Origin of the sequence: Bacillus sp. FSL H8-0492 (assembly GCF_038006145.1) — a bacterium.
Lineage (GTDB): Bacteria > Bacillota > Bacilli > Bacillales > Bacillaceae_G > Bacillus_A > Bacillus_A mycoides.
Genome location: NZ_JBBOUP010000001.1, coordinates 2,308,451 through 2,329,341 on the forward strand (window position 1 = coordinate 2,308,451; position 20,891 = coordinate 2,329,341).

Annotated in this window: 21 protein-coding genes and 2 pseudogenes; 13 read left to right on the plus strand and 10 right to left on the minus strand. The window is 35.4% G+C overall.

Annotated features, from left to right (window positions below; all coding sequences use genetic code 11):
- The first annotated feature begins 14 nt into the window (after positions 1-14).
- Positions 15-434, plus strand: a complete 420-nt coding sequence (locus MHH66_RS11820; RefSeq protein WP_044438236.1) for a VOC family protein — start codon at positions 15-17, stop codon at positions 432-434.
- Between the two features lie 138 nt (positions 435-572).
- Here MHH66_RS11820 and MHH66_RS11825 read toward each other — a convergent pair whose 3' ends face one another.
- Positions 573-1,175 (minus strand): chorismate mutase, encoded by a 603-nt coding sequence (locus tag MHH66_RS11825; protein ID WP_078184935.1) that lies wholly within the window; start codon positions 1,173-1,175, stop codon positions 573-575.
- 233 nt (positions 1,176-1,408) lie between these two features.
- On the opposite strand from MHH66_RS11825, the gene MHH66_RS11830 reads away from it, so the two are divergent.
- Positions 1,409-2,191, plus strand: coding sequence for a class I SAM-dependent methyltransferase (locus tag MHH66_RS11830; RefSeq protein WP_063218343.1), 783 nt, complete (start codon positions 1,409-1,411; stop codon positions 2,189-2,191).
- A 166-nt stretch (positions 2,192-2,357) separates the two neighbouring features.
- Here MHH66_RS11830 and lsrF read toward each other — a convergent pair whose 3' ends face one another.
- From lsrF to MHH66_RS11850, 4 genes are read right to left on the minus strand one after another with little or no spacing between them, the layout of a single operon-like run.
- Positions 2,358-3,140: a 3-hydroxy-5-phosphonooxypentane-2,4-dione thiolase gene (gene lsrF, locus MHH66_RS11835; RefSeq protein WP_002032842.1), complete on the minus strand. Its 783-nt coding sequence runs from the start codon at positions 3,138-3,140 to the stop codon at positions 2,358-2,360.
- A gap of 6 nt (positions 3,141-3,146) precedes the next feature.
- A complete protein-coding gene (locus MHH66_RS11840; RefSeq protein WP_000909986.1) occupies positions 3,147-3,509 on the minus strand; it encodes a cupin domain-containing protein in 363 nt (120 codons plus the stop codon).
- Between the two features lie 25 nt (positions 3,510-3,534).
- Positions 3,535-5,097, minus strand: coding sequence for an autoinducer-2 kinase (gene lsrK, locus MHH66_RS11845; RefSeq protein WP_063218344.1), 1,563 nt, complete (start codon positions 5,095-5,097; stop codon positions 3,535-3,537).
- The gene (locus MHH66_RS11850; protein ID WP_063218345.1) at positions 5,082-6,029 is read right to left on the minus strand and encodes a sugar-binding transcriptional regulator; all 948 of its coding nucleotides are present in this window, start codon (positions 6,027-6,029) and stop codon (positions 5,082-5,084) included. The genes lsrK and MHH66_RS11850 overlap by 16 nt, the downstream gene beginning before the upstream one ends.
- Positions 6,030-6,226: 197 nt before the next feature.
- Between MHH66_RS11850 and MHH66_RS11855 the strand changes: the two genes are divergently transcribed.
- The 4 genes from MHH66_RS11855 to lsrB are packed head-to-tail and all read left to right on the plus strand — an operon-like array spanning position 6,227 to position 10,720.
- Positions 6,227-7,720 (plus strand): sugar ABC transporter ATP-binding protein, encoded by a 1,494-nt coding sequence (locus MHH66_RS11855; RefSeq protein ID WP_078184936.1) that lies wholly within the window; start codon positions 6,227-6,229, stop codon positions 7,718-7,720.
- Positions 7,717-8,685, plus strand: coding sequence for an ABC transporter permease subunit (locus MHH66_RS11860; RefSeq protein ID WP_002142273.1), 969 nt, complete (start codon positions 7,717-7,719; stop codon positions 8,683-8,685). The genes MHH66_RS11855 and MHH66_RS11860 overlap by 4 nt, the downstream gene beginning before the upstream one ends.
- Positions 8,682-9,680, plus strand: coding sequence for an ABC transporter permease (locus MHH66_RS11865; protein WP_078184937.1), 999 nt, complete (start codon positions 8,682-8,684; stop codon positions 9,678-9,680). The genes MHH66_RS11860 and MHH66_RS11865 overlap by 4 nt, the downstream gene beginning before the upstream one ends.
- A complete protein-coding gene (gene lsrB, locus MHH66_RS11870) occupies positions 9,677-10,720 on the plus strand; it encodes an autoinducer 2 ABC transporter substrate-binding protein LsrB (RefSeq protein ID WP_078184938.1) in 1,044 nt (347 codons plus the stop codon). The genes MHH66_RS11865 and lsrB overlap by 4 nt, the downstream gene beginning before the upstream one ends.
- A 63-nt stretch (positions 10,721-10,783) precedes the next feature.
- On the opposite strand, the gene MHH66_RS11875 is transcribed toward lsrB, so the two are convergent.
- Positions 10,784-12,286, minus strand: coding sequence for a malate:quinone oxidoreductase (locus tag MHH66_RS11875; RefSeq protein WP_078184939.1), 1,503 nt, complete (start codon positions 12,284-12,286; stop codon positions 10,784-10,786).
- 420 nt (positions 12,287-12,706) lie between these two features.
- On the opposite strand from MHH66_RS11875, the gene MHH66_RS11880 reads away from it, so the two are divergent.
- Positions 12,707-13,753 carry a DUF2332 domain-containing protein gene (locus MHH66_RS11880; protein ID WP_063218350.1) on the plus strand — a complete coding sequence of 349 codons (1,047 nt, stop codon included), beginning with the start codon at positions 12,707-12,709 and terminating at the stop codon, positions 13,751-13,753.
- A gap of 112 nt (positions 13,754-13,865) precedes the next feature.
- The gene (locus MHH66_RS11885; protein WP_016101170.1) at positions 13,866-14,402 is read left to right on the plus strand and encodes a DinB family protein; all 537 of its coding nucleotides are present in this window, start codon (positions 13,866-13,868) and stop codon (positions 14,400-14,402) included.
- 263 nt (positions 14,403-14,665) lie between these two features.
- Here MHH66_RS11885 and MHH66_RS28585 read toward each other — a convergent pair.
- Positions 14,666-14,740, minus strand: a pseudogene (locus MHH66_RS28585) (hypothetical protein); the annotation flags it as partial.
- Positions 14,741-14,774: 34 nt separating this feature from the next.
- Positions 14,775-15,257 carry a hypothetical protein gene (locus MHH66_RS11890; RefSeq protein ID WP_063218351.1) on the minus strand — a complete coding sequence of 161 codons (483 nt, stop codon included), beginning with the start codon at positions 15,255-15,257 and terminating at the stop codon, positions 14,775-14,777.
- 130 nt (positions 15,258-15,387) lie between these two features.
- On the opposite strand from MHH66_RS11890, the pseudogene MHH66_RS11895 reads away from it, so the two are divergent.
- Both MHH66_RS11895 and MHH66_RS11900 read left to right on the plus strand, forming a co-directional pair.
- Positions 15,388-15,527, plus strand: a pseudogene (locus tag MHH66_RS11895) (sigma-70 family RNA polymerase sigma factor); the annotation flags it as partial.
- A gap of 90 nt (positions 15,528-15,617) precedes the next feature.
- Positions 15,618-16,163, plus strand: a complete 546-nt coding sequence (locus MHH66_RS11900; RefSeq protein WP_002189990.1) for an NADPH-dependent FMN reductase — start codon at positions 15,618-15,620, stop codon at positions 16,161-16,163.
- A gap of 100 nt (positions 16,164-16,263) precedes the next feature.
- Here MHH66_RS11900 and MHH66_RS11905 read toward each other — a convergent pair whose 3' ends face one another.
- Complete coding sequence (locus MHH66_RS11905) at positions 16,264-16,749, minus strand: GNAT family N-acetyltransferase (protein WP_078184940.1); 486 nt, start codon at positions 16,747-16,749, stop codon at positions 16,264-16,266.
- A 52-nt stretch (positions 16,750-16,801) separates the two neighbouring features.
- Entirely contained in the window at positions 16,802-17,182 is a 381-nt protein-coding gene (locus MHH66_RS11910) for a VOC family protein (RefSeq protein ID WP_078184941.1), read from the minus strand.
- Positions 17,183-17,443: 261 nt separating this feature from the next.
- On the opposite strand from MHH66_RS11910, the gene MHH66_RS11915 reads away from it, so the two are divergent.
- The 3 genes from MHH66_RS11915 (at position 17,444) to MHH66_RS11925 (ending at position 20,878) form a co-directional block, all read left to right on the plus strand.
- The gene (locus tag MHH66_RS11915; RefSeq protein ID WP_078184942.1) at positions 17,444-17,935 is read left to right on the plus strand and encodes a nitroreductase; all 492 of its coding nucleotides are present in this window, start codon (positions 17,444-17,446) and stop codon (positions 17,933-17,935) included.
- Positions 17,936-18,151: 216 nt separating this feature from the next.
- A complete protein-coding gene (gene entB / locus MHH66_RS11920; RefSeq protein ID WP_100248596.1) occupies positions 18,152-19,714 on the plus strand; it encodes a cell wall-binding protein EntB in 1,563 nt (520 codons plus the stop codon).
- A gap of 489 nt (positions 19,715-20,203) precedes the next feature.
- The gene (locus MHH66_RS11925; RefSeq protein ID WP_078184944.1) at positions 20,204-20,878 is read left to right on the plus strand and encodes a hypothetical protein; all 675 of its coding nucleotides are present in this window, start codon (positions 20,204-20,206) and stop codon (positions 20,876-20,878) included.
- The last annotated feature ends 13 nt before the right edge of the window (positions 20,879-20,891 follow it).

Here is a 20,891-nt window from a genome sequence, read left to right on the forward strand (position 1 = left end):
AAGGAGATGAGTGAATGAAGTTGAATCATTTAAATCTATGTGTTGATGATTTATCAGAAGCTAGACATTTCTTTGAAACATTTTTTGATTTTCAATTTTTGGAGCAAAAGGGAAAGGCACTTGTAGTAATGAGTGATGAGAGTGGATTTATACTTGTGCTAAGTGATCCAAAAGCATTTAAGGGGAATAAGGAAGTTATGTATCCTGAAGCTTTTCATATTGGTTTTTTAGTGGAAACTTCAAGTGAAGTTGATCAATCATATAATCGTTTAGTAGCTGGTGGCATTGAAATAGACAAGAAACCGTATTCAATGAGAGGTAGTAGTTATGGTTTTTATTTTACAATGTTTAATGGATTGTTAATTGAAGTATCTTGCCTTGACTATAGAGATGGTAAGAAAGTCTCAAAACTGAATGGCACTCATCAAGAATAATTCTTTGAAGGTGTATATATAGCCCCTTATCCAGTTTGGAAAGGGGCTTGATCATTTTATTCGCTTATTTAATGGAACACCAAAGTAAAAAATAAGCATCTTTTAGTCAAAACCCCCACTGATTAAAGTTTCACTTTATTAATCTAACCGAATTTCAAATTCAAGCATAGCTTGATCTTTCATAAATGGCATACTTTGTCCTTTAAATAATAAGCTAATTTCAGAGAGATTATTAGGAAGAGTAGGGGAAACTACAAATTGGTAGCTCACATGTCCATCTGTTCCAGTCCATCCTTCTGCCCAGCAATCGTATGTATCATTTATCGATAATTCAACAAGGCTATGTGTATTATTCTCATTAAGTGTATTGTTTTTTGGATCCCATTCCTTATATAAATTAATTACACTAGCGTTAGAATATTGACGAATAAAGGTTACAGTATACACAGTTTCTTTATGTTCATAAGTTTTTAAAACGGGTATATGTTTTTTAAACTTAGTCGGTTCGACGCGAGGTTTAAACTCATCTTCGTCCATCATAGATGAGAATAATGAATTTAAATTATCGGGATATAACCCGTTCTGCTTTGCCCAATTAGAAATGGCTTCATCTGGTGGGAAACCCGGATTCCCATTCGAAAGTTCTTTCCGTTCTTTTAATAAAGAGCAAATTTTTTCATCAATAGAAGATAAGCGTTCATCATAATGATCAGTAGGGTGTTCAAAAGGCATTCGTTGCATAATTATTCCTCTTTTTCTTTATTTTGTTTTCATATTTTATTATAATTGAAACAATTCTCATTTTTTACAATATAATCAATTAATTTAAATATTTAGAAAAACAGGATGTTTATGTGTTAAAATAAATATAGAAAACCATTTATTAACTATCGGCAGGTTAATAGAAAAAGGGTGTAAATAGTTAATAATGTCACAATTAAAATGCAACTAGATAGTTAGGAGGAATGATTATAATGGATACTACACAACAAAACAGTAATGCATGGGATAAGAAGGTTGAAGAAGGTTCTAGATACACTCAACCTGTAAGTAGTGAGGTTATTGAAAAAAGTAAATCAGGTGAATGGGAAATCACAGTCACCACAGAAAAATCAGTTCCTAGAGATTGGTTTCCAAAGTCATTAGAGGGATTAAAGATACTTTGTTTAGCATCAGGTGGAGGGCAACAAGCACCAGTACTGGCTGCTGCTGGAGCAGATGTAACAGTTACTGATATATCTAAGAAGCAATTGGAACAAGATGAAATGGTGGCGGAACGGGATGGATTAACTTTAAAAACAGTACAAGGAGATATGTCAGACCTTAGTGATTTTGAAGATGAATATTTTGATATTGTCGTAAATCCTGTTTCTAATTTGTTTGTAAAAGATGTTCATCTTGTATGGAATGAGATTTCAAGGGTTTTAAAGAATAAAGGTATTCTTATTTCTGGATTTACAAATCCTTTACTATGGATTTTTGATGACAACCAAGAACAAAAAGGTATTTTGGATGTTAAACATTCAATACCTTCATCAACATTGGATTATTTACCAGAGGATGAAGTTCAAGATTATATTAATTTAAATCAAACAATAGAATACGCACATACTCTAGAAGATCAAATCCAAGGTCAAGTTGAAGCTGGTTTTGTTATAACGGGTTTTTACGAGGATGATTTTGGTGGAACAAGGATATTAGATAAGCATATTAAAACTTTTATTGCTACAAAAGCTATAAAGTTAAAGGGTGATTAAAATTTTTGGCTCGTTAGTCGAAGAAGGAAACTTGAAAACAGTAAAAGTTCAATGTATGTCAAAAAGGATGGCAAGTGCCATCCTTTTCCTTGTGTAGTTTGAGTGTCAAAACAAGTTTTACTCCTCTTAACTGAACCCGTTATAATAAATAGTCCATCTTTTCACATTAATTTTTCACATCATTATATAGTTCCAGCGCCTCTTTCACATTCAATCTATTTTTTACAATGCCATGAATCGCTTGAATCATCGCAGTTGGATGTTCGGATTGCCATATGTTTCGGCCCATGTCTACTCCGATTGCGCCTTCTTGCAGCGCATTGTACGTAATGTTTAATGCGTCTTCGATTGAATCTAGTTTCGGTCCGCCCGCGATTACGACTGGAGCAGGGCATGTGCTTGTGATTTTTTCGAATCCTTCGCAGTAGTACGTTTTTATAATATCAGCTCCCATTTCAACACATACGCGGGAGGCGAGTGCTAGAAAGCGAGCTTCACGTTTTTGTAGTTCTTTCGCAACGGCGGTAATACCGAGTACTGGCAGGCCGTAATCGTGAGCTTCAGAGACTACGTTTGCGAGATTTGAAACAGTTTGTGTTTCATAGTCTGATCCAACAAAGACAGATACGCCGACGCCAATTGCGTTTTGTTTTACTGCTTCTTTCACAGGTGTAACAATTGTTTCATTCGCTAAATCTTTGCCTACTACAGTTGCCCCGCCTGATACACGCATAACCATCGGTGTGTTGCAGTTTTCAGGAATACAGGAACTTAATACGCCTCGTGTTAAAAAGAGGGAATCAGTATATGGAAGCAAGTTTTTAACTGTTTCTAACGGTTGTTCAAGTCCGTGAATTGGCCCTAAAAAGTAGCCGTGATCTATCGCTAACATAACCGCTCTGCCGTCAGGTAAAATTGTGTTTAATCGATTTTTAAATCCCCAAGTCATTAGGAATCACTCCTTCGTTAATGTTGGATTTTCAGTTTGTACAGTATCTTTATTTGGTAAATGTGGTGACTTTATAAAAACAGCTTTAAAAGGCTTATCAGAATGGTTAATAAGATAATGGGATTCATGAGGTCGAACTTGCAAGACATCCCCTTGTTTGATCGGAACTCTCTCGTTATTCACATAGAAATCTATTTCGCCTTCTAACGCATAGAAGACCTCTTCGCACGTTGTATGATAGTGATTTTGAAACTCTTGCCCAGGCTGAATCACGACTAGGCCAAGATCGATATTTGGACCTTGTATTAAATATTTAGGCCCGTTATCACCGAAGCGATAGGAGAAATCATTTTCATTCGCTTTTAACATACATTTCACTCCTTTATGTAATGTGTTACAGAGCACCGGGTGCAATCCACATATGTGAGGTGAGCCCTTTATCGGCTAAAGCGAGCTGACTGTTATACACAGTTTTCCATGTTTCATAGAATTCCTTATATAGTTCATGATTTTCAGTGACTGGCTCAAATGTTTTTTCCCACTGTACAAACTGTTCGGCAGTCGCTGCCATAGATGAATATATGCCAGCACCAACCCCAGCAGCAATTGCAGTTCCTAAAGCTGCCGCTTCTTTTACAACTGGTACTTTCACTGGGATTCCAAGAACGTCTGAAAGAATTTGCGGCCAAAGTTTTCCTTTAGCAGCGCCGCCAGCAAAAATCACTTCAGAAGGAAAGTTACCTGTGAGAGCCTCTATTAATTTCAAGTTGCCGAATGTAACGAAGGCGGCATTTTCTTCTATTGCCCGGAACATTTCTTTCTTCCCACATTTATCAGCATCTAAGCTCAAATTTAAAAAGGATGGTGCAGCATGTCGCCAAGAAATATAATTCATTACATTTGAAAAAGTGGGGATTATGCCATGTGAGCCTACAGGAACTTCTTTCGCTTGTTCTTCTAGTAATTCATAAGCATCTACACCGAGTTTTTCAGCGAGCCGTTTTTCTTCATGGCAAAAGGCATCTCGAAACCACCTCATAACAAGGCCAGGGAAGAAAGCAATTGTTTCGTATTGCCATAGGTTAGGAATGACGTGGCAATTAACACGAATCGCCGCATTTGGATCAGTTTCTGGTTTTGTTATATTTACTTCTTGTTGCCAAAAACTGCCTCCGCATATAAATGTTTGTTCAGGCTTTACAACTCCAGTTCCAAGCGATGCCATTTGTGCATCTCCGCCGCCAGCAACGACCGGTGTTCCTTCATGTAATCCTGTTAACTCAGCACTTCGTTTTGTGATATTCCCGATAACTGTACCAGCTTCATTTACTTTTGGAGAAAAGGCTAGAGTAAGACCGCATTGCTCAGCAACCCAGTTATCCCAAGCTCTATTTTGTAAATCGAATATACCGGACGTACATCCATTTGAAGAATCAATTTGCAGTACGCCGCACAATTTATATAAAATCCAATCGTTTAACATCGTGAAAGAATGAATGTTTCTGTACACGTCTGGTTCATGCTTTTTTATCCAAAGTAAGCGAGGTAAAGCACCTAATGAAAAAGTTTGACCGGATTTTCTATATAAATCTTCTTCAATTTCGGAACGGATTTTTTTTAGTTCACTAACTTCCGCTGACGCGCGGCCATCAACATTTGCACAAGCCCATATTTCTTGCCCGTTTTTATCGTATAAAACAAAGCCTTCACGCATACTCGTTGCACTAATACCTTTAATAGAAGAGGGGGGCGTATTACTTTTTTGAAGTACTTCTTTCGTACATTTTTGAACGAGCTGCCAGTTTTCAGTTACATCAAAATTCATAGAACCAGGGTAACGACTATCTGATTTATGAATCCATTCTTTTTGACTAACAGCAAGTTGATTACCGTTTAAATCAAAAAGAACTGCTCGAATGCTCCCTGTACCAGCGTCGTAAGCTAATAGAGTAGACATTGAGAGTCACCTTCCTTTCTTAATAAGGAGAGGGCAGTTTCTTCATCGGTAATTAATGTATGAATGAACTTTCCTTTTAAGGCGCCGTAAATTGCAGCTATCTTTTCCGTACCGCCAGCTACACCAACGACATGTTTCATATTTTGAAGAACAGAGAGTGGTGTGCCGATAAGACGGTTATGATGGGGAAGTTCTAATTGTTTTCCGTCAGTATTATAAAATTGCCCTAAAATATCTCCAGCCCCGTGTTGACTACGTATATAAGTCATTTCACGTAGTGTTAATTTTTCTTCTTTCACAATTGTGGCGTCTTGAGATAAGCTGCCAATGCCAACTACTGCTGTATGAGCGAGTGAAGCGACGTGAAGCATATCTTTCACGCTCGGTTCAGATAGAATAATTTGCGTCATTTCGTTTGTAGATGTTAGAAAAGGGGTAGGAATAATATGAAGATCACCTTGCATGTAGTTTAAATAGCTTTGGTTTCTTGGAACATAGTGATTTACGCCTCCTGTAAGAGTAACGATTGAAAGATTCATAGAGCTATCAAAATGAATGTTTTCTAGCATTTTACTTATCGTCTCTCCCCAGCCAATCCCAAGTAAATCTCCTTGTTGCAGATGAGTTTCTAAATATTGTGCGGCAGCTTTTCCGAGTGAAAATGCATAATCTTCTGCTGGCGTTGGAATAACGAAAGCATCTTTTAGATGGAATTTTTTCATAAGGTCACGTTCGATGCTTAAACAGTGCAAACCAGTACCTTTTACGTGAAATGTGACGACACCTTCCGTCCGTGCTTTATCTAACAACCGAACGACTTTATTTCTTGAAATGTGAAGAAGTGAAGCAATTTCTTGCTGGGTTAATTGATCTTTATAATAGTACCAAGCTACTTTTGTTAACAAATTGTCTTCAAAGTTCAGCTGTGACATGCTCTTCATCCCTTTCAACAATTGACCACTGCTTAAACATATGTGCTCGTTATTTTGTTTATTCCAGTTGAGGCGATAAATAGCCCAGTGAAAAAAGTGTTCTAGATATGAAAAAAGAAATATACAATGCTACAAAACAAGTAGAACAAAAAATCATTTTCTCAAAAAATGTTCTGCATAAAGGCAGGTGACAACATGTGGAGAGCGTGCCCTTATTACAAGTTACAAAGATGAGTAAATCATTTGCAGATCAACTCGTATTAAAAGAAGTCAATTTACAATTAGAGCGTGGAGATATATACGCTTTAGTTGGAGGAAATGGTGCCGGGAAATCAACGTTAATGAAAATATTAACGGGTTTGTATTCATACGATGCTGGCAAAATGTATGTGAAAGGGGAAATACAACAGTTTTCAAACACAGCAGAAGCACATCAACATGGCATATATTTAATACCACAAGAGCCACTCATCTTTCCGCATATGACAATTGAAGAGAACATTTGTATCGGAATGAAAGCGAAAAAGAAAGAACTTAGAAATAAAATTAATAAGTTGCTAGAAGGCTTAGGTTGGAACATTCAACTTCATGAGCTAGGGTTATCGTTATCCATTGCCCAGCAACAATTAGTAGAAATATTGAGGGGATTAATAAGAGAAGCTGAGATTCTTATTTTAGATGAGCCAACATCGACATTAACAACTCACGAAATTAAGAGTCTTTTTGTGTTGATGAAAAGTTTAAAAGAAAAAGGAATTGGCATGATTTACATTACGCATCGTTTTCCAGAAATCTTTGAAATTGCGAATAAAGTAGCGATTTTGCGTGACGGAATGATTGTAAGTCAAGGGGATGTATCAAGCTATACATATGACATGCTAATGGAGGGGTTATTACCGAAAGGTTATAAACTTGAGGAGAAGAAAGAAATCACGCAAGAAGAAATAGAGCATTCGGAAAAAGTATTAGATGTCACGAATGCGTCTAGTTATGCGTTTCAAAATGTATCATTAACTGTACACGCTGGAGAAGTTGTCGGGATTGCAGGTATCGTCGGATCAGGTAGGACTGAATTAGCTGAATCAATATTTGGATTAATGCCTTTGAAATCAGGTTCTGTTTTATTAGAGGGAAAATCCATTACGAAGTATTCGGTACATAAGCGAATAAAGGAAGGTATGGTGTATGTACCGGAGGACCGGGCAGGGAATGGCATTTTTTCAATTGCGTCTGTGAAAGAAAATATAACATCTGCATCTTTAAACAGTATGAGTAGCTTCTTTTTAAATAGCAAAAAAGAAAGCGCTTTATCTGAATTGTGTATAAAACAGTTTAGAATTGTTGTCCCTCATATGAATGAAGAGCTGACGTCTTTATCAGGTGGGAACCAACAGAAGGTCGTGCTAGCGAAATATCTTGCATGTAATCCGAAAGTGATTATTCTTGATGAACCGACCCGTGGTATTGATGCGAAAGCAAGATTAGAAGTATACGAAACGATACAAAGTTTGAAGAGAAAGGGACTTGCGCTCATATTAATTTCTTCAGATATGGAAGAAATCGCTCAATTAGCGAATCGTGTTTATGTGATGAGAAACGGAGGATTCGTCTCTCATTTGGAGAAGAAGGAAATTTGTATTGATGAAGTTACACGCCTTGCGTACGGAGGAAAGGGAGGTGTAACGGAGTGAACCGTTTATTTAAAATGCATGAGACGTCTATTATTATTTTATTACTTCTTTACATAGCCTTCGTTGGAGTAATGAATCCTAGTTTTGTTCAGTTTAGCTCTTTATCTTTAATTATGAAATCAAGCGTTATTTTAGTTATTTTGGCAATTGGTCAATCTTTCGTATTGTTTACGAAAAACATAGATGTATCAGTAGGATCTATTATGGGATTAAGCGCTGCGGTTTGCGGGATGTTGTTAACAGATGGATACAGTGCCTTTATTTCAATATTTGTGGCAATTATACTTGGTGCTCTTATTGGTATGGTAAATGGAATTGGCGTTACGAAATTTCGAGTGCCAGCTATCATTATGACATTAGGAATGCTCGGTATTATTAGAGGTGCAATGTTACTATTCACGGGCGGAAAGTGGATTGAAGATATTCCGAATGAGTATAAACAAATTTCTTCTATTATGATGTTAGGCATTCCGGTAACGGTATGGACCGTTCTTATCATATTACTACTACTATATTTCTTTTTAATGAAAGTACAAATTGGAAGATATTTTTATGCTGTCGGTGATAATGAAGATGGTGCAAGGCTTATTGGAATACATGTAGATAAAGTGAAAATATACGCGTTTATCATATCAGGCATAAGCGCTGGGCTCGCTGGATGTATATTCGTAATGAATATTGGATTCGTTCCAAATCAAACAGGTACAGGGATAGAATTGCAAGTTATCGCCGCTGCTGTTTTAGGTGGTATACATTTAAAAGGAGGAACAGGTTCTATATTTGGAGCGGCATTAGGTGCATTTTTTTTAGAAGTGATAAGCAGTTCACTCGTCTTTTTAAAAATACCTGCATTTTGGAATAGTGCTATTTCAGGATTTTTACTTTTACTCATCATCATATTAGATAGTGTCTTGAAAAAATGGAAGAAACTCCGGCAACTAGAAGAAAGAAGGGTGAATCTATGAGGGGAATACGTAGTTTATATAGATGGGAAGGGGTTCTTCTCATATTGCTTCTCGTAGAACTCATTCTCTTTAGTTTCATAAATAGTGATTTCTTAAACATTAGTAACCTCCTTTTTAGTATGAACGATTTCCTCATTATTTCAATCGCGGCTATTCCGATGACATTTGTCATTGTAACTGGCGGAATTGATGTATCAGTAGGATCTATTATGGGGCTTACTTCGATTCTTATCGGAGCACTTTGGATGAATGGCATGCCTATACTGTTGGCCGTTATCATTGCGCTCGTAATAAGTTGCATAGCGGGCGGATTAAATGGACTTATTATAAAAATGACAGATGTAGAACCTCTTGTCGTTACACTTGGAACGATGTTTTTATATGCAGGAATCGCCCTTGTTATTTCAGGTGGTTCGGGTGCAGCGGGCTATGAAGGAATAAGTGGTTTACCAGATTCGTATGTGCAAATGGCAAATGGTAGTTTTATCGGTATACCTAATCTATTATGGCTCCTTGTCATTTTAACGATAGTATTTACGATATTGTTTCACCGTACAACATATGGTCGCTACGCAAAATTAACTGGCGCAAATGAAAGTGCGGCGAGATATTCCGGCATTCGAACGAAGAAAGTAGTAATTATTGCTTACGTACTTTCTGGGTTAGGAGGTGGATTAGGAGGAGCTTTCTTAACAGCTTATTTCGGTTCAGCTCGTGCAGATATTGGAAGTGAAACGATTTTGCCAGTAATTACGGCAGTTGTATTAGGCGGTACACTTATTACAGGCGGAAAAGGGAGTATTATTGGGACAGTACTAGCGAGTATTTTTATAGGACTCATGCAGTACGGTTTACAAATGACGGGCTTAACGAATGAACAATCTAATGTAGTAATAGGTATTATCCTTATTGTTTCTGTTATTATGAGACATTTTAAATTACAACGATTCACTACGGGGAAAAGAAGGAATTTGCATAAGGGGGAAATGTCATGAAGAGAAAACTGGGGATTGTTATTATTATGTGTATTTGTTTAATCGGTTTAATTGCTTGTTCTAGCCAAACAGCGGACAAGAAAAAAGCAGATGATGTAAAATTTGCATTCATTCCGAAATTAACGGGAGTTGGCTTCTTTACATCAGGCGGTGAAGGTGCAAAAGAGATGGGAGATAAGTTAGGTGTACAAGTGAAATATGATGGACCTTCTGAAGCGAGCGTATCAGGGCAAGTAAAATATATAAACAATTTTATTAATCAAAACTACGATGCAATTATGGTTTCATCTACGTCAGTTGAGGGTCTCTCGCAATCATTACAACGTGCAAAGAAAAAGGGGATGACCGTATTAACGTGGGATTCTGATGTGAATCCGAAAGACCGTTCGTTTTATATTAGCCAAGGTACACCAGACCAACTAGCAAAGTTATTAATAGAAATGACATCTAAGCAAATTGGAGATAAAGGGAAGGTCGCATTCTTTTATTCAAGCCCGACTGTAACAGATCAAAATCAATGGGTAACGAAGGCGAAAGAGATTATTAAAGAAAAATATCCGAATTGGGAAATTGTAACGACGCAATACGGTGAAAATAATGCGCAAAAATCTTTATCGGTAGGGGAGAGTATTTTAAAAACTTATCCAGATATTAACGCAGTAATATGTCCAGATGCAACAGCACTACCAGCAATGGCGCAAGCAGCTGAGAATTTGAAAATGGATAAGAAAGTAGTCGTAACGGGATTTTCGACACCGAACGTTATGCGTGATTATGTAAAACGAGGAACAGTACAACAATTTGGATTATGGGATGTAAAACAACAAGGTGCCCTCGCAACGTATGTTGCAAATGAAATTGTTGTAAAAGGGAAGAAGTTAAAAGTCGGGGATAGCTTTGAAGTAAAAGGAATCGGAAAAGTGAAAGTAGAGCCGAACTCTATTCAAGGGTATGATTATGAGGCAGAAGGAAATGGTATTATCGTATTACCTGAACGAGTTGTATTTACGAAGGATAATATTGATAAGTATACTTTCTAGTAGAAAATAAAAACGTCCGAATATATCGGACGTTTTTATTATGTCGTTTTTTTAATCTATTCATTAATTGTGAACAGCTTCTTTTTCATTTAACCCAAGTGTGCGTCCTGTTGAAGCGTGAAGCTCTTGGAACAGTCTTGGATTTTCCGTAAGTGACACGCCGTAAGAAGGGACCATTTCTTTTATCTTTGGCTCCCATTCTAGTATACGTTCTGGGAAGCATTTTTCTAATACTTCAAGCATAACGTGAACAGCAGTAGAAGCACCTGGAGAAGCGCCAAGTAACGCAGCGATTGATCCGTCATTTGCACTAACAACTTCCGTACCAAATTGAAGTGTTCCTTTCCCACCTGCATCAGTATCTTTAATTACCTGCACACGTTGTCCAGCAACGACAGTATCCCAATCTTCACTTTTAGCGTTCGGAATAAACTCACGTAATTCTTCCATACGCTTTTCGTGTGATAACATAACTTGTTGGATTAAGTATTTTGTTAATCCCATTTCTTTTACACCGGCTGCTAACATCGTTAAGACGTTATTCGGTTTTACAGAACCAATTAAATCAAGGTTTGAGCCAGTTTTTAAGAATTTAGGTGAGAAACCTGCAAATGGTCCAAACAGTAAAGCTTTTTTGTTGTCTATATATCTTGTATCAAGGTGAGGTACAGACATTGGCGGAGCACCAACTTTAGCTTTTCCGTATACTTTTGCATGATGCTGCTCTACAATTTTTTGGTTTTTACATACCATAAATAGTCCACTTACTGGGAATCCTCCAATATGTTTTGACTCAGGAATACCAGTCTTCTGAAGTAGAGGTAGGCTACCGCCACCGCCGCCGATAAAGACGAATTTTGCAGTATGGTGTTCGATTTTACCACTATTCATATCATGTACTTTTACTTCCCACAAACCATTCTTCGTGCGTTTAATATTTTCAACACTATGTTTGTAGTTTAGCTCAACATTTTTAGTTTTTAAGTAATCAAATAACATGCGCGTTAACGCACCGAAGTTAACATCTGTTCCAGAGTCAACTTTCGTTGCAGCCATAGGTTCATTAGAATTACGACCTTCCATAATGAGTGGAAGCCATTTTTTTAATGTGTCAGGTGCATCAGAAAATTCCATTCCTTGGAATAGAGTGTTTTTTGAAAGCGCTTCAAAACGTTTTTTTAGAAACTCTACATTTTTTTCCCCTTGCACCAAACTCATATGAGGTAGTGGCATAATAAAATCTTGTGGATTACGAATTAAGTTTCTTTTTACAAGATAAGCCCAAAATTGTCTTGAAAGTTGAAATTGCTCATTTACTTTTACAGCTTTACCAATATCTATAGACCCGTCAGATTTTTCGGATGTATAGTTAAGCTCACATAGCGCAGAATGTCCTGTACCAGCATTATTCCATTCGTTAGAACTTTCTTCTCCGGCATTAGCGAGTTTTTCAAATACTTTAATTTCCCATTCAGGTGCCAATTCTTTAAGTAATGATCCTAACGTTGCGCTCATAATTCCTGCGCCAATTAAGATAACGTCTGTTTTTTGCTGCATGTTGCTCATGATAATCTCTCCATCCCCTATATTGGCAAAAAAGAGTAGGTGTTTTTTATATCTAAGCCGTAAAAAGAAAACACCGCCTAGGCCCCACCTAGGTATTTACCTTTTTTGTCTCAATTATATAACCATCTCATAGTCTATTATAATAATTAATAGACTAAAATATCTAGTGTTATCTGATAATTTTAAACTATTTAACGTTTTATTTCATAGAATTCTTCTGTCATAAGGGTAAAAAGCATAGTAGTAAAGCGGAATTTGGAGAAGAATTCCATTTTGATGTTATCTCAAAAAAACTTCTATTTTTATGTTTTATCTTTGAAAACTAGTAAAATTCTATTTTTGTAACATCTAATTTGAAAAAATAGAGTAAATAACAAATAAATGATAAGATTATTCTGAAAAAAATAAGGAGGGATACCAATGCTTACAAAAGAACAAGTCGCAAACTTATTTCGAAATTTTTCTGTGAATGAATGTAAAGGATCTAGTGACTTATACGAATATTTATCAATAAAAATTTCTGAAGATGAGGAAGTTCTTACGTTAGCTTCCTACGCACAACCTGGTCAACCAGTCCCAAACTTATTATTAGGTGCAGTCCATTATTTATTGTTAAAAGGAAAAGAGCACAGTTTAAAAAACTATTATCAAAGTTTAGTTGAAAATGCTGATATAAATTTTGAAAATGCCTTTTACCAATTTAAAGATTTTTGCCATGTATATCGAGAAGAAATTATCTCTTTATTACAAACGAAACTTGTTCAAACGAATGAAGTAAGACGATGTGCCTATTTATATCCAAGTTTCTGTTACATATTTAATAAAGTGAACAAACCATTGGCGTTAATAGAAATTGGTACAAGTGCGGGATTACAACTATTTTGGGATCAATATCGTTATTCATATGGAACGGAAGAAATGTATGGAAATAGACAATCAAATGTTCATTTACAATCAGAAATAAAAGGGGAGAAGAAGCCCTCCTTTTTAGAACAAAGTCCACCTGTTATGGAAAGAATCGGACTAGATTTACATGTGAATAATTTAAATGATGAAGAAGATTATTTATGGTTACGCGCGCTTATTTGGCCAGAACATAAAGAAAGACTTGAACTATTCTATCAAGCAGCAACGCTTGTAAAAGAAAAATCAGTACAATTAATTGAAGGGGACGGTGTAGCACTTCTTCCAGCCATTGCAAATCAAATAAGGGAAGATGCTGTAATCTGCATTTTCCATACACACGTCGCAAATCAAATACCTGAAAATGTAAAACATAAGCTAGAAAAACAAATTAAAGAAATAGGTGCAAAACGTGATGTATTCCACCTATATAACAACATGTGGGACCGTGACCTTCATATTGATTATTATATTAACGGAAACGAATATTGTGAAACTGTTGGGGAAACGGAAGGGCATGGGAGATGGTTTAGTTGGGGGCTTGGGGATAAGCCGCTTTGTTAATGTAATCCTATATAGGATGGGGCCATTTTGTTTTAAAATTAATTTTTTTGATTAATATGATAATAATTTATGATAACTTGTATATAAGGATAAAATAAAAAGGATGATAAGCATGCAAAAGAGACCAGAGGCAAATGAATATAACCCGTATTATTCAACGTACATAAACTTAATACCAGATGGAGATATCATACATATTCTAGAGCAACAAATGAAGGAAACGAATCTTTTATTGAAGGATATTTCTGATAGTGAGGGACATTTTAGATATGCTCCTAATAAATGGAGTATCAAAGAAGTAATCGGTCATATTGCGGATACTGAACGTATCATGGCGTATCGATTGCTTTCCATAGCAAGAGGCGAGACAGCAGAACTTCCTGGATATAACGATGATATGTATGTTCTTAGAGCAGCTTTTGATAAGCAATCTATGCAAGATCTTCTTGAGAATTTAATAGTTGTTCGCCAATCTACTATGCATTTGCTTAAAAGTTTAGATAAAGAAGCTTGGTTACAAAGGGGAATTGCGAACAATTCTGAAGTCACGGTTCTTGCATTAGCAAACATAATTGCTGGTCATGAGCTTCATCATCGTCAACTTGTAAAAGAACGTTATTTGGGTTCTAAGGCATATCCAGCATGTTAAAATATGAAAATAAAAAGAGAATGATTCATAGGGAATTTCTGAATTATTCTCTTTTTATTTTTCTGCGTATCAGTGGAATTATAAATGTTTTTTTACAAGGTCTATTCCTTCTCGTTGATGCTAATAGGGGGCACTATACATGCCCATCAAGCTAAGGGTGGGTATTGGGGTTTGTGTAGCAATGGAACCAAATCACGCAATAAGCATTAGCGAACATTAGAAATAGTAAAAATGCCACTTTTTCCTGTTAAAACGAGGTGATTTTAAATTTCAAATTCTTCTTTTACAACAGTCGCTAGTCCATCAATTGATTTACGTAAATCTGTTTCCCCTTGTGCAAGATATACTTTTTATATTGTGATTTCTGACAGCTTATTTATTAGTAAATTCATCGGGAGTCCAAGTAGCGATTTCATTTCCAGGTGCAGCAACTACAAACCAATCCTCAAATTGGACCCCAGCTTGCCAGCATTCATAGTGATCATGAAAACCATTTACAAACATGATTTGCCCATTTTTAAATGTAATAATTAAATGCGGAGTTGCCTTACCTAGTTGTATGTCTGTAACTTTTTTTCTTCTCATTTCAAATATTATCTTATATTCTTCTTCCTCAGTATAATCGTCAAATTCACCCTCATTAGATGGATATTTTTCAGGTGGAGTATGAAATAAACACCATTTCGATTCGATGTTGACATATAATTGCCCGTCATAATCAACGGTGGCTTCAAAATCTGTAAAATGAATCTTTATAGTTGCTGGAGAAATACCAAATTGCAATCCATCAACTTGTGCTCCTATGAAGAGATGTTTTAATACATTTTCAGCATAAAGTTTGTCTTCTTTGTTCATTATACGAATCCTCCTTTCTGTAAAATATACAGCATGTCTTTATTGTAATAAATAAATTTTTATGTAAAATGAACCTTTTGTGAGAAACGGGCGAATATAGTGTGAAAGATCATGAGAGGGTAACGTAATTTTGGATGAAGTAGAATTAAAAGAATGGCTGAATAAAATGGAGTCTGGAGACCAAGAAGCCTTTCGAGTTATTTATAAATTAACAAGTAAAGATATTTATAGACAGTAGTATTTTTATTAGGGAATCAAAAGCAAGATGTCAAAATTGATGAATGTACAGCTTGTTAAATAGTTCAATATTTTTGATTTTTCTATGGCTGCATAAGTATGATGTTTGTAGGAGGGGATCATATGAGTATACACAAAAAAATCATAGCGATTTCAGGAAGTATTAGGGAAGGATCATCCAACACAAACATATTAAAAACTTTAGCAGCATTTATTCCAGAAGGTATAGATTACACTATTTATAATGGGATAGAGGAACTACCTCATTTTAATCCGGATGTAGATCGAGTTGGAGCACCGGTTGTTGTTGAAGAATTTCGAAAGACATTAAGTGAAGCACATGCACTTATTATTTGTACACCAGAGTATGCAAAAAGTATTCCAGGAGTTTTGAAGAATGCTTTAGAATGGCTTGTTTCATCAGCGGAACTTTATAAAAAGCCAGTGGCTATTATAACAGCTTCACCATCAATTGCGGGAGGGGATAAAGCCCATGAATCTTTATTACTTACACTAGGTATGCTAGATACAATTGTCGTTCAAAATGGCTCGTTATTAATCCCATCTGTGCGAACTAAATTTAGTGATGATGCAAAAGTAACAGATGAGGATACAAAGAAAGCTCTTATCTCTTTAGTTCAAAGTGTAGTAGACGAGATAAAGAAATAGTGATTTAGTTCGTATTAAGGTGAAAATGGGACTTTTATAATAAAAAAAGATAAAGGCAATGCTACGGTTAGTTCAAATGTAGCATTGCCTTTTTATATAGTTAAATATATGTACTCAAAATCTCCCCAGGCAATCCATCAATCTCGCAAACTTTTTCAGATGTAAAACCAACGTTTAGTAAAATCTTCCGAGAGGGGGTATTGCTCGGATCGATAATTGCTTTTAGTACGCTTACATCTGTCTGCTTCGCTATTTCAATTAATTCTCTTGCAATATAACTACCATATCTTTTTCCCCAGTGCTCTGGCAAAATCATATACCCAATTTCAGCTTCTTTTAAATTATCTTCATTCACTGTTACATGTCCAAGGCCGATAAATTCATTTGTTGCACTGTCATAAACTTTATAAGACCCAAACAGTTTATGTTTTTCATTGCGCCTTAACAATTTTTCATAGTCGTTTTGTGCCTCTTCTAGCGGAATAGCACGCTCTGTAATTTGTGCCATCACTCTTTCATTTGATACGAGCTGGAAATATGGACTAAAATCTGTTGCTTCAAATTTTTTGAAATGCAGTTTATGCATAGGGTTCCTCCAAACGAATTTTTATTTGTTCTTCAGAAAAGATAAACGATAGTTAAATAGTGATCTCTATTTGATTGCCTTCCGGATCACTAATTACACTTTCGTAATAGCCATCTCCAGTGAAACGTGGTCCATTTAATAGAGGAGAACCAGCTTCTTTTAACGTTTTTGTTAGTTCATTTACACGTTCTTCACTTCCAACTGAGAATGCCATATGTGCATAACCAGTAATATTAAGGTTAGGCTCATTTTCTATACCTTTTTTACGCATAAGTTCAAGCCTTGCTCCAGATTCGAACGTAATAAAATAAGATTCAAATTGCTTTGCTTCGTTATGATATAAAGTGTTTGCTTTACCATTAAAGTACTTTGTATAGAAAGTACGCATTAATTCTAAATCATTTACCCAAATTGCTATATGTTCGATTTTCATTCGTTTCACCAATCCTATCTTTATGTAAATTTAAAAATATGTACTCTGTAATAATTAGCGAAATTCAACAACACTAATTAGATGTTCACTTTATTAAATTTGCATGCATATTGCAAGAAATAAGAATGGACGTTAGGAAAAAGCGGATTGTAATGAAAAAATTTTATTAATGGTATTAGATAATTTTTAAGTCATAACATGCATACAATGTCTAATTAAGTGAATTACGTACGTCAAAATTTCAAATAAGGAGGGACATTTGTGTGGCAATTTGAACAAATGGTGATTGTCGGTATTTCCATGTCTTTTATACTGTCTATTATGATATTAGGGTCTACATATTATAATCCTCGCCTTTGGTTAAATGATTATCCGAAAGATATTCAAAAAGTAGTTTTGCCAAAATCGATAAATGAAAAAAAACAAACGTTTTATTTCGGAATTATTTACAATATTATTCTCTTCGGAACGCCTTTAGTCTCTACATATATACTACATCACCATGGGAAATTATTGTATATTGAGGCCTATTTACATACTTTTGGGATTGTAATGATTTTCAATTTAGTAGATTTATTAATAATCGATTGGCTTATATTTTGCTGGATTACTCCAAGATTTGTTGTTATTCCTAGTACTGAGGAAATGAAAGGATATAAAGACTATAAGTTTCACTTAAGAGGTGCAATAGCTGGAACGCCATTTTTAGCAATTGTAAGTTTATTTTTGGCAGGAATTGCGACAACTATCTAGTGTGAAGTAGAAGGTCATGAAGAGTTTATAGAAGATAAGTAGATTTATAATGTATAGAATTAGAAATGAAAATTTGATAATATTGGAGTGGGAAGTTTTAAAAACAGTATATTAAGTGGTATTAATATACTGTTACAAATGTTTTGATACTCTGTGGAATTCCCTAATTTTATGGAAGCATTTGATAGAACTCAAAAAAACGCAATGGAGGCTAATATGAAAAAAATAATTGGCGCAGCAACAGCAACAGTTCTTGGATTGGGGGCTTTTACCACATCTGCTATCGCAGAAACTATCGTAACAGCGGATGTACTCAACGTACGTGAAAAGCCAACTACGGAATCAAAAGTTGTCGAAAAAGTAAAAGAAGGACAAAAGTTAAAGGTCATACATACTGAAGAAGGATGGTCAAAAATTGAGTTAAATGGTAAAGAAGTATTTGTAAGTTCGGAGTTTACAAAAGATATTTACCATGTAACAGCAAATTTGTTAAATGTACGTACTGAAGCAAACACAGAATCAGAAATTCTTGGCAGACTGAAACAAGATGATGTAATTGAATCAACACATCAAGTAAAAGATGGATGGCTGCAATTTGAGTATAAAGGAAAAACAGCCTATGCAAATGTTTCTTTCCTATCAAGTACAGCACCAATTGAAAAGAAAGCTGAAGAGAAAACGAAGCGAGTAGCGAAAGTACAAAAAGCAGTTAAAGCAAAGGAAGAAGTAAAAACGCAGAAAGAAGAAAAAGTACAAGAAATAGCAAAAGCGAAAGAAACAACAAAAGAGCAGAAAGAAGTGAAGGTAAAAGAAATAGCAAAGCCTAAAGAAGAAGCGAAAGTAACAGAGAGAGTAAAAGTTAAGGAAGAAACGAAAGCAGAAGAAATAGTAAAGCCTAAAGAAGAAGCGAAAGTAACAGAGAGAGTAAAAGTTAAGGAAGAAACGAAAGCAGAAGAAATAGTAAAGCCTAAAGAAGAAGCAAAAGTAAAAGAAATAGAAAAAGAAGAAGCGAAAGCGCAAGAAATAGCAAAGGCTAAGGAAGAAGCAAAAGCACAAGAAATAGCAAAGGCTAAGGAAGAAGCAAAAGCACAAAAAATAGCAAAAGCTAAGGAAGAAGCAAAAGCACAAGAAATAGCAAAAGCTAAGGAAGAAGCAAAAGCACAAGAAATAGCACAAGAAATAGCAAAAGCTAAGGAAGAAGCAAAAGCGCAAGAAATAGCAAAGGCTAAGGAAGAAGCAAAAGCACAAGAAATAGCAAAAGCTAAGGAAGAAGCAAAAGCACAAGAAATAGCAAAAGCTAAGGAAGAAGCAAAAGCACGAGAAATAGAAAAAGCAAAAGAAGAAGCAAAAGCGCAGGAAATAGCAAAGGCTAAGAAAGAAGCGCAAGCACGAGAAATAGAAAAAGCGAAAGAAGAAGCGAAAGCAAAAGAAGCAACAAAGACACAAGAAGTATCTAAAAATAACACACAGTCTGCTAAACGTGAATTAACGGTAGTAGCGACAGCATATACTGCTGATCCAAGTGAAAATGGTACATATGGTGGACGCGTTTTAACTGCGATGGGTCATGATTTAACGGCAAATCCTAATATGAGAATTATCGCAGTAGATCCGAAGGTAATCCCATTAGGATCTAAAGTATGGGTAGAAGGTTATGGAGAAGCTATTGCTGGTGATACTGGTAGTGCTATTAAAGGAAATCGTATTGATGTTTTAATGGGTTCAAAAAGTAAAGCTATGAACTGGGGAAGACAAACTGTTAAAGTAAAAGTTTTATAATAATGGTTATCCAAATAGAAGTCAGTTCTCTTTATTGAGACTGGCTTTTATTTTTTACCTTAATGCGATTCATTGGAAAAATTTGAAGGATATGTAAAAGGGTAAAACCTTAATTTTGCTGCTGAGTACCGTGAGCAGTAAAAGTAACCCTATTGAATTATATAATCCTTATTTGTATTTCTGACAACCATATTGTTCTTCTATCACTATTAAAATACAATTAGATAAATAGTCATAAAATAGTAATTGTTTTATTTGGTCTTATACTAGGGTTTATAACGTTCCAAATCCCTATAGTGTCAGAATGGATACAGAACTCAGTCTTCTTGTAAATTGTTATTATTTTATTATCGTATTCATACTAAAAAGATAACGGTGATAAGAATGAGAAAAATGATGATTAGCAACAATAAAAAATGTTTTATGTACCGAAAGTTATTAAAAGATTAGTATCGAGGATTACCTTTATAAGCGAGAAGAGGATAGAATATGACAATGGAATTATATGGCGAACATTGGGATGGAATAAAAGGGTATAGAGTAATGGAAGGGAAAGATTCATATAATCATTATTTCGGTGGTCAAGATTGTGAAGTACCATTGTGTAAGTTATGCGGTGAGAAAATGCATCAAATTTTTTGTTTTGATTTGAAAGATGAGAAACTTGCTGAACTTAAAAATGCTGAATTGATTGTATTACCATTTATCTCTTGCTTGAATTGTGCGATGGTGTGGGAGCCGCAATATTTTCAATTAAGTAATGGGGGCAAAGCGGTACAAATAATAAAACAAGACAATACGGAAGAGTGGATTATGGAAGCTGAGTATAAGCTACCGGTCAATCTTCCAAAAACTAATGTAAAGCTAACGAATATGAAAAATGAAGATATACCTACTGATGAAGATAGTTACTGGGAAGCTTTTGACTTATTCGGTTCGGAATATATATGTAGATTGTTAGGAGCGCCTTTATACGATGAAGTTCCAGAAGATTTGGGATGTCCAGCTTGTTCTAAAGAGATGAAATATGTTGCTACAATTACACAAGATCTTGAAGAACGGGAACTTATTTCAGTAGTTGATTTTCAGTTTGGGGAAATGAATATATATTATTACTTATGTAAAGATTGTTCCGTTATGAAAACTGAAATACAAGGAACATAATAAAATAAGACTG

Bases quoted from the DNA above. Each gene is read 5' to 3' on its own strand.
- MHH66_RS11900 (WP_002189990.1), top strand. From the start codon at position 15,618: ATGAGTATACACAAAAAAATCATAGCGATTTCAGGAAGTATTAGGGAA.
- entB (WP_100248596.1), top strand. From the start codon at position 18,152: ATGAAAAAAATAATTGGCGCAGCAACAGCAACAGTTCTTGGATTGGGG.
- MHH66_RS11880 (WP_063218350.1), top strand. From the start codon at position 12,707: ATGCTTACAAAAGAACAAGTCGCAAACTTATTTCGAAATTTTTCTGTG.
- lsrB (WP_078184938.1), top strand. From the start codon at position 9,677: ATGAAGAGAAAACTGGGGATTGTTATTATTATGTGTATTTGTTTAATC.
- MHH66_RS11905 (WP_078184940.1), bottom strand. From the start codon at position 16,749: ATGCATAAACTGCATTTCAAAAAATTTGAAGCAACAGATTTTAGTCCA.
- MHH66_RS11875 (WP_078184939.1), bottom strand. From the start codon at position 12,286: ATGAGCAACATGCAGCAAAAAACAGACGTTATCTTAATTGGCGCAGGA.
- MHH66_RS11850 (WP_063218345.1), bottom strand. From the start codon at position 6,029: ATGTCACAGCTGAACTTTGAAGACAATTTGTTAACAAAAGTAGCTTGG.
- MHH66_RS11865 (WP_078184937.1), top strand. From the start codon at position 8,682: ATGAGGGGAATACGTAGTTTATATAGATGGGAAGGGGTTCTTCTCATA.
- MHH66_RS11840 (WP_000909986.1), bottom strand. From the start codon at position 3,509: ATGTTAAAAGCGAATGAAAATGATTTCTCCTATCGCTTCGGTGATAAC.
- MHH66_RS11890 (WP_063218351.1), bottom strand. From the start codon at position 15,257: ATGAACAAAGAAGACAAACTTTATGCTGAAAATGTATTAAAACATCTC.
- MHH66_RS11820 (WP_044438236.1), top strand. From the start codon at position 15: ATGAAGTTGAATCATTTAAATCTATGTGTTGATGATTTATCAGAAGCT.
- MHH66_RS11830 (WP_063218343.1), top strand. From the start codon at position 1,409: ATGGATACTACACAACAAAACAGTAATGCATGGGATAAGAAGGTTGAA.
- MHH66_RS11885 (WP_016101170.1), top strand. From the start codon at position 13,866: ATGCAAAAGAGACCAGAGGCAAATGAATATAACCCGTATTATTCAACG.
- MHH66_RS11825 (WP_078184935.1), bottom strand. From the start codon at position 1,175: ATGCAACGAATGCCTTTTGAACACCCTACTGATCATTATGATGAACGC.
- MHH66_RS11925 (WP_078184944.1), top strand. From the start codon at position 20,204: ATGACAATGGAATTATATGGCGAACATTGGGATGGAATAAAAGGGTAT.
- lsrK (WP_063218344.1), bottom strand. From the start codon at position 5,097: ATGTCTACTCTATTAGCTTACGACGCTGGTACAGGGAGCATTCGAGCA.
- lsrF (WP_002032842.1), bottom strand. From the start codon at position 3,140: ATGACTTGGGGATTTAAAAATCGATTAAACACAATTTTACCTGACGGC.
- MHH66_RS11910 (WP_078184941.1), bottom strand. From the start codon at position 17,182: ATGAAAATCGAACATATAGCAATTTGGGTAAATGATTTAGAATTAATG.